Origin of the sequence: Herbidospora daliensis (assembly GCF_001570585.1) — a bacterium.
Classification (GTDB): Bacteria; Actinomycetota; Actinomycetes; order Streptosporangiales; family Streptosporangiaceae; genus Herbidospora; species Herbidospora daliensis.
Map to the genome: position 1 here is coordinate 21,292 of NZ_BBXF01000006.1, position 14,923 is coordinate 36,214.

Genomic DNA, 14,923 nt, shown 5'->3' on the forward strand with positions numbered 1-14,923 from the left:
CGGGGCGTGAACCGCAGCCGAACTACGGTTGAACTTCCGCCTGCGGTTTCCGGTAGAGCCAGGTCAGGCGCGGTTCGAGCAGCCACTTGAAGATGGAGCGGGTGATCGGCAGGCACAGGATTATCGCCAGCACGAACGAGCTCGCGATGATCGCCAGGGTGCCCAGCGGGCCCTCCAGCCACTCGAGCTTGAGTAACCCGAAGTCCTTCAGGATCAGGATCGGGATGCCGTGGAGGAGGTAGGCGTACAGGGTGCGGACGCCGAGGTCGCTGAACCAGGTCTCCCGCTTGGGGATGATCGCCAGCACCGCGAAGCACAACGCCAGCACGCCGACCAGGAACGCCAGGCGGAAGCCGATGGCGTACCACCAGTCGTCCATGTTGAGGTCGGCGTAGCTGTACCGGTTGTAGAAGATCTTCAGGCCGAGCTGCGGCGCGAGCACGATCGCCGCGGCGGTCCAGGCCGCCAGGACGAACGCGCCGATCATGCGCACCCACGGCTTGTGCAGCCACTCGAAGTGCTCCGGCTTGAGCACCATGCCGAGCACGAAGAACGGCAGCAGGCCGAAGAACCGGTCCATGCTGAAGTCCTGTTCGAGCTGCGAGAAGCCCGAGAGCAGGTAGACCACGACCGCGACGGTGAACGGCCAGCGCACCCGCTTCCACACCGGGACCGTCACCCGCCAGAGCAGCAGCGCGACCAGATACCAGTTGAGCCAGGCGGGGTCGGTGATGGTCAGCGTCCACTTGCCGCCCAGGCCCCAGCGCAGCGCCGCGTAGCCGACCTCCACGATCACGTAGGGGATGAGGATCGTGTCGACGAGCTTGTTGACCTTGCCCCGGGAGTCCCAGAAGTTCCGCGACAGGTAGCCGCTGATCATGACGAACAGCGGCATGTGGAACGCGAACGCCCAGATGTACCCGGCCTTGTTGGCCGGGTCGGCGTTGACCGTGTCGCGCAGCGCGTGGCTGGAGATGACCAGCGCGATCAGCACGAACTTGACGTTGTCGAGGTGGTGCGAGCGCGGCCGCTTGGCGGGGGCCGGCTCCTCTTCGTCTCTGTACGTCGGCGGCGCCGCCGTCGGCGGGGTCGCGGCCCACGCGGGCAGCGGCATCGACGGCGACTCGGGGAAGCCGCCCGTCGTGTGGCCGGCGTGGCCGCCGGTCTGCGAACCGACGGCGGCGAAGGTGTCGGTCTGGAAGTTCTCGAAGCCGGGCGGCTGCGTGGGCAGCGGCGCCGACGGCGGGTCGTAGGGGGAGCGGCGGCGCTGCCACGGGCTCCAGTCGGCGGGCGGGTCGGGATAGTCGACCGGCGGCAGACCGGGGGGCGCCTGCTGCGCGGCGGCGTGCGGGATGCGCTGCCCCTGCTGCGGGTCGGGCGTGTGCGGGATGCGCGTGGCCGACTGCGGATGCTGCGGGGCCTTGGGCGCACCGCCGCCGAAGTAGTCGAACCCCTCGCCGGGGCCGTCGTCGGCCTTGGCCCGCTGGTCGCGCGGCTTGCGCTGCGGCAGCGGATCGGCGGAGGAGGTCTGGGTGGGCGCGGCGAGCGGCGCGCCGGGCATCGGGTGCGCGCCGGTCGCCGAGGGAGACCCCGGCAGGCCGAACGCGCCGGTGCCGGAAGCGGCGCCGGGCATCCCGTAGGCGCCCGTGCCCGAGCCGGCGGGGTTTCCGGACGCGCCGGGGGCGTCAAAAGGGCCCGGGAAGGGGGAACGTCCGGTGTCCGGGCCGGGCTGCTGCGGGGCCGGGGGCGCGAAGGAGTCGGCCAGGCGGCCGCCCGAGGCGTAGGGGTTCTGCGGCACCTGCTGCGGGCCCGTCGAATGCGTGCCGTGGCCCTGGGGGCCGGTGCCGAAGTCGACCGCCCGCTGGGGACCCGTCACCGACGGGTCGTGGTGGTCGACCGGCCGGCCGGCGGACTGGGGGTCGGCGCCCTGGATGGCGGGGAGGTCGAGGTGGGTGTCGTCGGTGATCCGGCCCATCACCCCCGTTGGTGCGTCTTCAGCGTCCGGATTCGGAACCGGGGGGCGGTTTCGGATGTCGCTCACGTGTCACTCACGGAAGAACGCTCAGCTATCTGTCAGAGGACGGAACCAGACGAGGCCTGACAAACGCCCCCAGGGTGGCAGAAGGAAGACCGGGGCGCCCAGGCCGGACACTCCACCTTAACGGTCTTGTCGCCGGGATGTCGCAGGAGGGCGGAATCTCCGGGAAATCCGAAAACCCGCCCTCCTGCGGCCGAAAAGCCGGTCGCGAACCCCGGGATCAGGTCGCGCAGATGTCGGTGTTGGAGTCGACCGTCGACTCGTCTTCGGCCGCCGACAGCGGCACCTTGACCCCGCCGAAGTCCTTGCCGACGACGATCTGGATCATCGGGCCGACGGCCTTCTTCGGCTTGCCCGGCGCCGGGGTGGTCGGCGTGAACGGCTTGACGTTGGCCACCGGCATCAGCGTCGTCGACGGGTCGACCGTCTTCAGCAGCGACGCGATGAGCAGCTTGGAGCCCTCCCAGCCCTCGCCCTTGTAGGCGACGGAGGTGGTCTCCTGGTCGGACCCGTCGGCCTTGCGGCCGTCGCCGATCTGGGTGACCCGGAAGCCCTGCGCGGTCAGCGCCTCGGCGACCTCGCTGGCCTTGCCGGTGGTGTTGGTGCCGTTCACGACCTGGACCCGCACCTGCGCGGGCTCGGTGGGCTTCGGCGCCGGCGGCGCCGACGGCTTGGCCTCGCCGCCGCCCTCCTCGGAGCCGCCTTCGGTCGATCCGCCCTCGGCGGGCGGGGCGGCCGACGGGGGCGGGGACGGCGCGGCCGTGGAGACCTCGCTGTCGGTGCGGATCGCCGCGAACAGGTTGTCGGCCTGCGGCTGCTTCCACTGGACGCGGTTGGAGTCGCCCGCGTAGGCCTCCCACGGGACCGTGATGGCCTTGAAGCCCCTGGCGGTCAGCTTCTGGGCGCTCTTGGCGATCTCGACCAGCGTCTCGGTGTTGAGCTGGTCGTCCATCTCGACCGAGCTGGTCGCGGCGCTGACGAACTCGAACAGCTTCGCCGGGTCGCTGACCAGGTCGCCGCTGGTGGCCTTCTTGACGACCTGCGACAGGAAGACCTGCTGGCGCTTGATGCGCTCGATGTCGCTGCCGTTGCCGATCTTGCGGATGCGGACGTAGCCGAGCGCGGCCTCGCCCTTCACGACCTGGCGGCCGGCCGGCAGCACGAGCTTGGAGGCGCGGTCGTTCACGGCCTGGGGCAGGCAGATCTCGATGCCGCCGAGCGCGTTGACGATGTTCTTGAAGCCGGTGAAGTCGACCTTGAGGAAGTGGTCGACGCGGATCTGGGTGAGCGACTCGATCGTGCGGATCGTGCACACGATGCCGCCGAGGTTGAACGCCGAGTTGATCATGCCGAGCTGGGCCGGCATCGCCTGCTTGGTCTGCAGGTTGTCGCACGACGGGATCTGCACCATCGAGTCGCGCGGGAAGCTGATCAGACGCGCCTGGTCGCGCTGCGGCGACACGTGCAGCAGCATGATCGTGTCGGTGCGCTCGGAGTGGTCTTCGCGGGCGGCCTTCTGCCCGTAGCGGGCGTTGTCGCCCTGGCGGGTGTCGGAGCCGACCAGCAGCACGTTGAGCGCGCCGGTCTGGTTCTCGGGACGGTTCTCGCCCAGCAGGTCGTTGACGTTGGTGGTCTGGATGTTGCCCAGCGTGCGGCGGTAGACCGTGTAGGCGGTCAGGCTGCCGGCCACCATCAGGGTGGTGAGCACGATGCTCACCCAGCCGAACGCGCCCAGGCCGACCTTCGCCCGGCCGCCGCCTCCGCCCTTCTTCGGGGCCTTCGGCGGGGGACCGGGCGGTCCGCCCACACCCGCGCCCGCGCCCATGGGCGAGACCGGCACGGTGTAGGCCGCCTGGTAGGGGGAGGGGCCCGTCGGGCCGCCGACCGAGACGGGGGCGTCGTCGAGGTCGTCCTCGTCGTCGTTCTTGCGGCGCTTCAGCCAGCGGAACCGGCGCGGCTCGTCGTCGTCATCGTCCCAGCGGTCGCCGACGCCCCAGCGGTGCTCGTCGAAGTCGGGGTCGCCCTCGGTCTCGCGGCGGCGGGAGGCCTGCTCGCCGTACATGGGCGGCGGCTCGAACGCCGGCTGCTGCGGGACGCCGGGGTTGCCGGCCCCATAGGAGTAAGCACCGGTGCCCCAACCGGGTTGGTCGGAGGAGGGGACGTGCCGGTGGTCGCTCATACCGTCTCCTCGACTGAACACATGTCGAAGGCAGAGGCGTCATGGATGATTCGCTCGCTCATTGCGCCTTCGAGATTAGGTCACGATGCGGTCGCCCGGCCCAGCGATCTCCGATTTGGGCTGGCGGACAGCATACTCATTTGCGGACATTTCACGGTATGCGGTTGTGCTGAGGTTTACTTGCATTTCACTGACGTCGCAGGTGAGAGGGCCAGCGCGGCGGCCAGGAACGCCAGGGGGGCGGCGGGCAGGACGTACCGGTAGTCGAAGACCGCAGTGGCGGCCGGGACCACCAGGAGCGCCCATGCCACCGCCCACGGAATGAGGACGTCCGAACGCCGCAGCGCGATGACGGGAACGAGCAGGACGAGCAGGAGCAGCGGCCCCGGTAGTGCCAGCACACTCTGATAGGTACGGAGCCAGCCCGCCACAGGTTCGATCACTTGCGTGGATATCGGCCCGTTTTCGTATCGGCGGGCGAGTTCGACCCCAAGTGTGTCCCGCGTCTGCGGCTCGGCCGGGACGGTCACGGGGAACTCGTAGGCGGCGTACACCTCCGGGTTCGGGTAGACCGGCCGGCCCGGCTCGAACGCCCTGACCAGGTCCCGGGCGACCACGGCGAGGTAGTCGCCGGGCTGCCGGGCGATGGCGAGCAGCGCGAACCGCTGCGCGAGCGCGTCGTTGGCGGCCGTGAAGGTCTCGCCCGGCAGGCGCACCAGCGGAGAGGCGTCGTCCCAGACGTAGTCCTGCGCGGGCGGCCTCGGGTCGCGGTCGTCGCAGAGCACGGCGAGGTCGGCGGGCGGCTTCATGACCTGACATTCGGCGAAGGGCATGACGCGGACGTAAAGGAAGGCCCCGTTGGCCCCCACGATTCCCACCCGGTCGTGCGCCGCGTGGAACCACACCCCGTAGGCGACGACGGGCACCAGGGCCCCGGCCGCGAACACCATCGTGAGCCTGCGGGCGCGCCATCCGTACAGGACCAGGAAGACGAGGATCAGCGGCAACCCGGCGGTCCGCGTGATCGTCGCCGCCGCGAGCAGCACCCCGACCCCGAGCGCCGCCCGCCACGTGACCGGCCGCAGCGCCAGCACGGTCGCCGCGACCACCAGGAACAGGAACAGCGTGTCGGAGACGAGCAGGTGTTCGAGCTGGATCTGGTACGCGTCCAGCAGCACCACCGAGGCCGCGACCACTCCCAGGACCTTCCGCCGGATCGCGGCGTAGACGAGCACCGCGGTCGCCAGCCCCAGCAGGTGCTGGACGACCACCACCAGCCCGAAACTGTGGAACGGCTCGAACAACCGGAGGAAGAAGGAGTACCCGGCCGGCCGCACGAGATCGGGCCGCGGCCTGATCGCCGTCACGACATAGGTGTAGGTGTCGGGAAACCAGAGCGCCGGCGGGTAACCCACCATCGCCAGCACCCGCAGCAGAACCCCTACTCCGAACACCCCGGCGAACCACCGGTTCTCCCGCACCCAGCCGAGGCCCCGTGCCGACCGCGACGGCGCGGCGGGCGCCTCCGGGCGCTGCGCGCTCAGGTCTTCAGCGGGCACGTGGGGGTTCATCGGGCTCCAGGTCAGGGCCGGTCGGAGGGGCGCGTCGCCCGGCCACGGTACACCGCTAGGCTCTGGCGCATTCGCGCGCTGAGGATCGACCTGTCACCGGGGCGGCTGCTGGCCGTCGGCTCGGTGCTGCCCGCGCTGGCCCTGTCGGGGTGGCTGCTGGCGGGGCTGCTGCTGGTGTTCCTCGGCTGGTTCGGGATCTGGCAGCTGGTCGTGCTCGGTGTCCCGGCGGCGGCGCTGTTCGTCTGGGCGGGGTGGCCGAAGGACACGGTCGAGGCCACGTGGTGGCAGGCCGGGGCGGTGTTCCTGGTCGCCGTCGCGTCGGGGGTGTTCAACACCGTCTACGCCTCGCAGCAGTACATCGTGCGCCGCGACCCGGCCACCTACCAGCAGTACGCCATCTGGCTCAGGGACCACGGCGGGCTGCCCATCCCGTTCGACCTCGCGGCGTTCGGCGGGCCCGACGACGCGCTGCGGTTCGCGAGCATGGGCTTCTACGCCCACGACGGCGCGATCGTGCCGCAGTTCATGCCGGGCGCGCCGATCCTCTACGCCTCCGGGTTCACCCCGGCGCTGCTGGGCGCGCTGGCCGTGCTGACCGTCGGGGGGGTGACCGCGAGGCTCGTCCATGCGCGGTTCGCCTGGATCGGGGCGCTGGCGTTCGCGATCGCGATGCCGATCCTCTACACCTCGCGGACCACCTTCAGCGAGATCCCGTCGCTGGTCCTGCTCTTCGGCGGCATCGCCCTGGTGCTGGCCGGGCGGCGGATGTTCACGGCCGGGCTGGTGTTCGGGCTGGCGCTGCTGATCAGGATCGACGGCCTGCGGGACATCCTGCCGGTGCTGGTCTTCGGCGTCGTCGCGCAGCGCAGGCTGCTCGCGGGCGTGGTCGCGGGCGGCGGGATCGGCTTCGGCGCGGGGATCGCGCTGTCGCGGCCCTACTTCGACTACCTGAGCGGCTCGTTGCTGCCGCTGCTGGCGATCTGCGCGGCCGTGCTGGTCGTCGCGCCGTTCGTCAGGAGGGTGCCGCGGTGGTTGCCGAACGCGGCGGCGGCCGGGGTGGTGCTGGCCGTGCTGGCCTTCGCGCTGCGGCCGCTGGTCGAAACGGTGAAGAGACCGGTGACCAACCCAGAAGACGAGCTCACCGCCCAGATGATCGGAGCGGTGCAGAAGGCCAACGGGCTCCCCATCGACCCCACACGTCTCTATTACGAGGATTCGCTCTACTGGGTCATCTGGTACGTCGGCCTCCCGGCTCTCCTCCTCGCCGTCTTCGGCGCGGTCACGCTGATGCGGAGGATGGAGAAGCCGTGGCTGCTGCCGACGGCGATCATCCTGTGGACGACCGCGACCACCCTCTACCGCCCGGCGATCACCGCCGACCACCCGTTCGCCGCCCGCCGCCTGGTGCCGGTGATCATCCCGGGGCTGATCCTGCTGGCGGTCTGGGGCGCCCGGAAGCTGCCCGTCTGGGCGACCGCCGCACTGCTGGTCGTCCCGCCGGTCATCACCTCGATCGGCACCGCGTTCACCCCGATCGAACGGGGCGAACGGGCCGCCGTACAGAAGATGTGCGACGCGATCCCCGACGGCTCGACGGTGCTGATCGTCGAGCGGGTCACCGGCGACCGGCTCACCCAGGTGGTCAGGGGCCAGTGCGGTTTCCCGACCGCCAGGGTCGCCTATCCCGACGGCGCCGACGTGCCCGACGAGGCCGACGTGCGCCGGATCATCGCGAAAACGCATGATCCCGTGCTGCTCGCGGCCGAGCCCGGCCAGCTCACCGCCTACGGCACGCCCCGGCAGGTCATGGGCCTGCGAACCCGTCAGGACGAGCGTTCTCTTGTCGAAGCGCCTGACGGAACCTGGTCGCTCAGCGTCGACGTCTGGCTCGCCGTGCCGTGATGTGCGGTCGGCGCGCGACTGGGCAGAGTACCCTCTTCCGACGTGGACATGCCCCCGGAGAGTGGACCAGTGGTGAGCGACAACCCCTACGTCACGATCGTGCTGCCCTGCTACAACGAGCAGGACCATGTGATCGACGAGGTCGAGCGGATCAGCGCCGCCATGGACTCCTCGGGTTACACCTACGAGCTGGTCGCCGTCGACGACTGCTCGACCGACGCCACGCTGGAGCGGCTCCGCGAGGCCGCGCCGCGTTTCCCGAACATGCGCATCCGCGCCTTCCACCGCAACGGCGGCTCGGGCACGGTCCGGCGCATCGGCTCGCAGGAGGCCCGCGGCGAGATCGTCGTGTGGACCGACGCCGACATGACCTACCCGAACGAGCGCATCCCCGAGCTGGTCCAGATCCTGGAGAAGGACTCGACGGTCGACCAGGTCGTCGGGGCCCGCACCAGCGAGGAGGGCTCGCACAAGCTGCTCCGGGTGCCGGCCAAGTTCGTGATCAGGAAGATCGCCGAGCGGCTGGCCGGGCAGAAGATCCCCGACCTCAACTCGGGCCTGCGGGCCTTCCGCAAGTCGGTCGCCAAGCCCTATCTGCGGCTGCTGCCGCCCGGGTTCTCCTGTGTCACGACGATCACGCTGGCGTTCCTGTCGAACCAGCACGACGTCTACTACCTGCCGATCGACTACGCCAAGCGGGCCGGCAAGTCGAAGTTCAGCTTCTTCGGCGACGCCTACCGCTACATCCTGCAGGTGCTGCGGATGATCATGTACTTCAACCCGCTCAAGGTCCTCATGCCGCCGGCCCTGTGGCTCGTCGGGATCGGTCTGGTCAAGGGCGCCTACGACGTGATCAACTACGGCTTCTACCTGACCAGCAACGCCATCGTGATCTTCCTGTCGGGCATGCTCATCGGCTCGGTCGCGCTGCTGGCCGACCTGATCGTGCGATCCCGCGGCAACGAGTGATGCGCGTCGCGATCGTCGGGCCGACCTTCCCCTACAAGGGCGGCGGCGCGCAGCACACGACCGAGCTCGCCCACCGCCTCGCGCGGGCCGGGCACGACGTCGTGATCGAGTCGTGGCGGGCGCAGTATCCGTCGTTCCTCTATCCGGGCGTGCAGACCATCGACACCCCCGAGGGCGAGCCCTACCCGAACACGTCGCGGCTGCTCGACTGGCGGCGTCCCGACGGCTGGGTCGCCTGCGGCCGCCGCCTGCGCGACGCCGACCTGGTGATCCTCACCGTGCTCAGCCCGGTCCAGGTTCCGCCCTATCTGGGCATCCTGTACGGTCTGCGCCGCCGCGCCCGGGTGATCGCGCTCTGCCACAACGTGCTGCCCCACGAGACCAAGCCCTACGACCGGCCGCTGATGAAGGCCCTGCTCACGCGGGTCGACGGCGTGCTGGCCCACTCCGAGGCGCAGGCGGCCCTGGCGCGCGAGCTGGGGCAGCCCTTCGTGAAGGTGGCCGCCCTGCCGCCGCACCTGCCCTCGGCCGGGGCGACCGGGGCCGGCGGGCTGAATCGGCGGTTGTTGTTCTTCGGGATCGTGCGGCCGTACAAGGGCCTCGACCTGCTGCTCCGCGCCCTGGCCCAGGTTCCCGGCGTGGGATTGACCGTGGCCGGGGAGTTCTGGGGCGGCATCGAGGCCACCACGGCGCTGATCGGGGAGCTCGGCCTGGCCGACCGGGTCGAGCTGCGCCCCGGCTACGTGCCCGCCGACGACGTGCCGAAGTTGTTCGCCGGGGCCGACGCGCTCGTGCTGCCCTACCGGTCGGCGACCGCCTCCCAGAACGTGTGGCTCGGCCACGAACACGGTGTGCCGGTCATCGCCACCCGAGTGGGCGCGTTGGCCGACAATGTGACCGACGACGTCGACGGCCTGCTGGTCGAACCCGGCTCCGCCGACGCCCTCGCCGACGCCCTGCGCCGGTTCTACGAACCGGGCACCCCCGAGCGTCTGCGCGCGGGGGTCAAGGCGGTCGACCCCGAGCCGTACTGGTCCGCCTATCTGGCCGCGCTCTGACCGGCCGGCAGGTTCCGCAAGAGGAAGGACGCCCGTGGGCACCGAACGCGCCGCGCAACTGGAGTACTCCGAGTTCCAGTCGGCGATGCTCGACGAGGCCAAGCGCCGCCGCAAGGCCGCCAAGATCATCGCGGTGCTGGCCCACTTCCTGGGCCGCGGCGAACGCCCCCTGGAGGGCCTGACCGTCGCCGACATCGGCTGCTCGGCCGGGTTCATCGCCGACGAACTGGCCCTGGCCGGGGCCCGGCACACCTTCGGCATCGACATCGACGTCCCGGGCCTGCGCAAGGCGTCCGGACGGTTCGGCGAGCGGGTGGCGTTCGTGTGCGGCGACGGGACCCGGCTCCCGTTCCCCGACGGCTCGGTGGACGTCCTGGTCTTCAACCACATCTACGAGCACGTGGTCGACCCCGACGCGGTGATCGCCGACATGCACCGGGTGCTGGCCGACGACGGCGTGCTCTACCTGGGCCTGGGCAACCGCCTCGGGATCATGGAACCCCACTACAAGCTGCCGTTCCTGTCCTACCTGCCGCCCCGCGCCGCCGACCGCTACGTCCGCGCCTTCGGCCGCGCCGACAACTACTACGAGCGTTTCCGCACGCGGGCCGGCCTGCGCCGCATGCTGGCCGACTTCCACGTGTGGGACTACACGTTCCCGGTCCTGGCCACCCCCGAGGCGTTCGCCGGGGGAGAGTTGTTCGCCGGCGCGGCGGGCCGGGCGGCCAAGGCGACCTTGGAGAAGGCGCCCCGGCCGGCGCTGCGGGCGCTCCTGCCGATCGTGCCCACCTACATCTGGGTGGCGACCAAGACGTCCCGGCGACCGGCGGGCGTGATGTTGCCCCAGCCGCCGGAGTCGGTCCCGACCCGAGCTTCGGCGTCGTGAAAAAGGCTGACAAATCCGGCGTGACAGAGAACGGCGTTTCCGGCCACCCGGGCGGGCCGCGTGAAAGCGCGAGCCCCGACGAGGTGCCGCCTGGTAAGTCGGTGCTCAAGAGGGTCGTCCGGTTCGGGTTTCTGGCCGTAGCCCTCGGGTTCGGGGTGTGGGCGGTCGTCTCGCAGTGGGAGGCGATCAGCGCCGGGCTGGCGCGGTTGTCGTGGCCTCTTCTCGGGGTGTCGCTGGTCGCCGTCGTCGGGGCGTTGCTGGCCGGGATGCTCATGTGGCGGGCGTTGCTGGCCGATCTCGGGTCGCCGCTTCGGCTCACGGACGCGGCGAAGATCTTCTTCATCGGGCAGCTCGGCAAGTACATCCCCGGTTCGGTCTGGCCCGTGCTGGCCCAGATGGAGATGGGCAAGGACCACGGCATCCCGCGCGCCAGGAGCGCGGCGGCCTTCTTCCTGACGTACCCGATCTATCTGGCGACCGGGCTGCTGGTCGCCGTCGCGACCCTGCCCGCGTTCGCGGGCGACTCGGTCGCCGGGTACGCCTGGTTGCTGCTCCTGCTGCCGGTGCTGGCGGTGGGGCTGCATCCCAAGGTCGTCAACGGGGTGCTGAACCTGGGGTTCCGGCTGCTCCGGCGGCCGCCGCTCGAACGGCCGCTGACCGCCCGGGGGGTGCTGACCTCCACCGGGTGGGCCTTCGCCGGGTGGGCCGCCTACGGCGCGCAGCTCGCGGTGATCGTCCACGGGCTGGGGGCGACCGGGCCGAGGGCCGTGGTGCTCAGTTTCGGGGCGTTCGCGCTGGCCTGGTGCCTGGGGTTCGTGTTCGTGCTGGCCCCGGCGGGGGCGGGGGTGCGGGAGGTCGCCATGGTGGCGGCGCTGGCCCCGGTGCTCGACCAGGGGTCGGCCATCGCGGCGGCGCTGGTGTCGCGGGTGGTGGTCTCGGTGGGTGATCTGGTCTGTGCGGCGTTCGCGGGTTGGCGGGCTGGCAAAACGGAAAAAACCGTGGAATAGCTACGGAATCCGTTCCTGGAACGCGGCGAATCGTGTGATTTCGCTCATGATTGGCGTTCCAGGCGGCCTACAGTGATAGACGAGGGCGAATTCTTCGCCGCGCGTTGAGGGGAGCCATCTCGTTGAAACCCCGAGTGCTCGTAGACGCCGCGGCCGTGCCGGCCGACAGAGGCGCCCTGATCCGATACGTCGACGGACTGCTCGCCGCGCTCGACCGGCAGGGCGCCGACCTCGTCATCGTCTGCCAGCGGGCCGACGCCGAACGCTACGCCCGGCTCGCCCCCGGCGCGACGGTCATGCCCGGCCCGCACGCCATCGCCAACCGCGGCGCCCGCCTCGTCTGGGAGCAGACCGGGGTGCCGCTGCTGGCCCAGAAGGTCGGCGCCGACGTGATCCACGCCCCCTACTACTCGGTGCCGCTGCGCTCCGAGGTGCCGAGCGTGGTGACCGTGCACGACGTCGCCTGGTTCACCGAGGCCGACGAGTACGAGTCCGACCGCGCCGCCTTCTTCCGCTCGGCCACCAAGACCGCCGTCAGGGCCGCCCGCCGGGTGATCACCCCGTCGAAGGCCACCCGCGACGAGCTGATCAGGGTCGTCGGCGCCGACCCCACCCGCATCGACGTCGCCTACCACGGCGTCGACCCCGACCTGTTCCACCCGCCGGCCGAGAGCGAGATCCGCCGGGTGACCAGCCGCCTGGGCGTGCACGGCCGCCCCTACATCGCGTTCGTCGGCCCGGCCGAGCCGCGCAAGAACGCGCCCAACCTGATCAGGGGCTTCGCCAAGGCCGTCGAGGGCCGGGAGAACCCGCCCGCGCTGGTCATCGCCGGCCCCGCCGAGAGCGGCCGGGAGGTCGAGGCGGCCATCCGGTCGCTGCCCGAGGGGGTCACGGTCGTCCGGACCGGTTACCTGCCGTTCGGCGACCTGGCCGGGTTCTACGGCGGCGCGCTGGCGGCGGCGTTCCCGTCGCGGTGCGAGGGGTTCGGCATGCCCGTGCTGGAGGCGATGGCGTGCGGCGCGCCGGTCCTGACGACGCACCGCACGTCTCTCCCGGAGGTCGGCGGGGACGCGGTGGCGTACACGGAACCCGATTCTGAGAGCATCGGGGCGGCGCTGCGGACGCTGCTCGATTCACCCGCCAGACGGGTCGAATTGGGCGCCGCGGGGCTGGCGAGAAGCCGCGAATTCACGTGGCAGATGTCCGCGCACGCACATCTGGTTTCCTATCAGCGTGCGACGGAACATTGAGTTAGCCTCGCCCATGTGACGGAGCCTTCTTTGCCCCAACCCGGTCAGCTTGAGGCGATTCTCCTGGTCGGCGGGCAGGGGACGCGGCTACGCCCGCTGACCCTCTTCACCCCCAAACCCCTGCTGCCCACGGCGGGCGTGCCGTTCCTCGCCCACCAGCTCGCCAAGGCGCGGGCCTGCGGAGTGAGCCGGATCGTCTTCGCGACCTCGTACAAGGCCGAGATGTTCGCCGAGGCGTTCGGCGACGGGTCGGCGTTCGGGCTCGAGATCGTCTACATGACCGAGGAGACCCCGCTCGGCACCGGCGGCGCGATCCGCAACGCGGCCGAGGGGCTGACCGTCCCGGGCGACGCGCCGGTGCTGGTGCTCAACGGCGACATCCTGTCGGGTCACGACATCTCCGCCCAGGTCGCCCGGCACGTCGAAGACGAGGCCGCCGTCACGCTCCACCTCACCGAGGTCGACGACCCGTCGCGGTTCGGCTGCGTGCCGACCGACGAGCGGGGCCGGGTGACGGCGTTCCTGGAGAAGACCCCCAATCCCGTGACGAACCGGATCAACGCCGGCTGTTACGTCTTCACGCGGTCGATCATCGACACGATCCCGCCGGGCGAGGTCGTCTCGGTCGAGCGGCAGACCTTCCCCGGCCTCATCGAGGCCGGCCACACCGTCCTGGGCTTCGCCGACTCCTCCTACTGGCTCGACGTGGGCACCCCGGCGGCGTTCGTGCAGGGGTCGGCCGATCTGGTCCGCGGCCTGCTCGCCTCCCCGGCCCTCCCCGGCACGCCGGGTGAGGCGCTGCTGCTCGCCGGCGCGACCGTGTCGCCCGAGGCCAAGGTCACCGGCGGTTCGGTCATCGGGGCCAGGGCCGCGGTCGGAGCCGGGGCGACCGTGCGCGGTAGCGTGGTGGCCGACGACGCCGCCATCGCGCCCGGCGCGACGGTGATCGACTCGGTGATCGGGGCCGGCGCCACCGTCTGCGCGGGGGCCGTGGTGCGCGAGGCGGTCGTCGGCGACCGCGCGTCCATCGGGGCGCGCAACGAACTGACGGCGGGGGCGCGGGTGTGGCCCGGCGTCGACCTGCCGGAATGCGCGGTGAGATTCTCCAGCGATGCCTGAACGAAGCTGGCGCCCCGACGGCCCCCTGAACCTGGGGCTGACGGTGGCGCCGCACCGGCACGGCTCGGGCGACCCCGTCTGGCAGACCACGCCCGACGGGGCGCTCTGGCGCGCCTGCCGGACCCCTGAAGGTCCCGGGACCCTCCGGATCTCCGTCGTCGCAGGTCAGGTCCACGGGCTGGCGTGGGGGCTGGGGGCCGAGTGGCTCCTGGAGACGATGCCCGACCTGCTCGGCGCGGGCGACGACCCGGCCGGATTCGGCGCGCTGCTCGACGCGATGGGCGACGACCCGGTCGCCGCCTTCCTGAAGAAGCTGCACCTGCGGTCCGCCGGCCTGCGGATCGGCCGGGCCGGGCGGGTCTTCGAGGCGCTGGTGCCGGCCGTCTTGGAGCAGAAGGTGGTGGGCCGGGAGGCGTTCCGGGCCTGGCGCTGGCTGGTCCGCAAGTACGGCGACCCCGCTCCCGGGCCCGGCCCCGAGGGACTGCGGGTGCCGCCGTCGCCCGAGACCTGGCGGCTCGTGCCGTCGTGGGACTGGCATCGCGCGGGGGCGGAGGCCATACGGGCCCGCACGATCGTCAACGCGGCCCGCCACGAGGGCAAGCTGGAGACGGCGGGCACCACGTGGGAGGCCGACCGCCTGCTCCGGGCGCTGCCCGGCATCGGCGTCTGGACCTCCGCCGAGATCCGCCAGCGGGCCTGGGGCGACGCCGACGCCCCCAGCGTGGGCGACTTCCACATCCCCGGCCTGGTCGGCTTCGCCTTCACCGGCGAGAAGACCGACGACGAGGGCATGCTCCGGCTGCTCGAACCCTTCGCCGGGCACCGCCACCGGGTGGTCCGCCTGATCGAGCTCAGCGGACGCCGCCCGCCGGGCCGCGGCCCGCGCATGGCTCCCCGCGACTACCGCAAAATCTGATCACCGTAGTGTGCAGGTATGACGGCAG

11 protein-coding genes are annotated in these 14,923 nt (G+C 71.3%); 8 read left to right on the plus strand and 3 right to left on the minus strand.

All coding sequences use genetic code 11. From position 1 onward, the window contains the following. Nucleotides 1-22 precede the first annotated feature (22 nt). From AW274_RS39575 to AW274_RS28375, 3 genes are all read right to left on the minus strand, one after another. Entirely contained in the window at nt 23-1,975 is a 1,953-nt protein-coding gene (locus AW274_RS39575; protein ID WP_062438126.1) for an acyltransferase family protein, read from the minus strand. A 283-nt stretch (nt 1,976-2,258) separates the two neighbouring features. Further along, on the minus strand, nt 2,259-4,217 hold the full coding sequence (locus AW274_RS28370; protein WP_062438129.1) for an LCP family protein: 1,959 nt from the start codon (nt 4,215-4,217) through the stop codon (nt 2,259-2,261). Between the two features lie 176 nt (nt 4,218-4,393). Then, a complete protein-coding gene (locus tag AW274_RS28375) occupies nt 4,394-5,788 on the minus strand; it encodes a glycosyltransferase family protein (protein ID WP_062438131.1) in 1,395 nt (464 codons plus the stop codon). Here AW274_RS28375 and AW274_RS28380 point away from each other — a divergent pair. The 8 genes from AW274_RS28380 to AW274_RS28415 all read left to right on the plus strand — a co-directional run bounded on the left by AW274_RS28380 (nt 5,777) and on the right by AW274_RS28415 (nt 14,895). After that, nucleotides 5,777-7,690, plus strand: a complete 1,914-nt coding sequence (locus AW274_RS28380; protein WP_232320456.1) for a hypothetical protein — start codon at nt 5,777-5,779, stop codon at nt 7,688-7,690. The two genes, AW274_RS28375 and AW274_RS28380, sit on opposite strands and share 12 nt — an antisense overlap. 48 nt (nt 7,691-7,738) lie before the next feature. After that, entirely contained in the window at nt 7,739-8,659 is a 921-nt protein-coding gene (locus AW274_RS28385; protein ID WP_062438133.1) for a glycosyltransferase family 2 protein, read from the plus strand. Beyond that, nucleotides 8,659-9,717, plus strand: a complete 1,059-nt coding sequence (locus AW274_RS28390; RefSeq protein WP_062438136.1) for a glycosyltransferase family 4 protein — start codon at nt 8,659-8,661, stop codon at nt 9,715-9,717. The genes AW274_RS28385 and AW274_RS28390 overlap by 1 nt, the downstream gene beginning before the upstream one ends. Nucleotides 9,718-9,751: 34 nt before the next feature. Then, complete coding sequence (locus AW274_RS28395) at nt 9,752-10,603, plus strand: class I SAM-dependent methyltransferase (RefSeq protein ID WP_198169469.1); 852 nt, start codon at nt 9,752-9,754, stop codon at nt 10,601-10,603. Between the two features lie 20 nt (nt 10,604-10,623). Then, nucleotides 10,624-11,610, plus strand: a complete 987-nt coding sequence (locus tag AW274_RS28400) for a lysylphosphatidylglycerol synthase transmembrane domain-containing protein (protein WP_232320458.1) — start codon at nt 10,624-10,626, stop codon at nt 11,608-11,610. A 134-nt stretch (nt 11,611-11,744) separates the two neighbouring features. Next, complete coding sequence (locus tag AW274_RS28405; protein WP_198169470.1) at nt 11,745-12,860, plus strand: glycosyltransferase family 4 protein; 1,116 nt, start codon at nt 11,745-11,747, stop codon at nt 12,858-12,860. A gap of 15 nt (nt 12,861-12,875) precedes the next feature. Further along, entirely contained in the window at nt 12,876-13,979 is a 1,104-nt protein-coding gene (manB, locus tag AW274_RS28410) for a mannose-1-phosphate guanylyltransferase (protein ID WP_083974974.1), read from the plus strand. Beyond that, nucleotides 13,972-14,895 (plus strand): DNA-3-methyladenine glycosylase family protein, encoded by a 924-nt coding sequence (locus AW274_RS28415; RefSeq protein WP_062438145.1) that lies wholly within the window; start codon nt 13,972-13,974, stop codon nt 14,893-14,895. The genes manB and AW274_RS28415 overlap by 8 nt, the downstream gene beginning before the upstream one ends. The last annotated feature ends 28 nt before the right edge of the window (nt 14,896-14,923 follow it).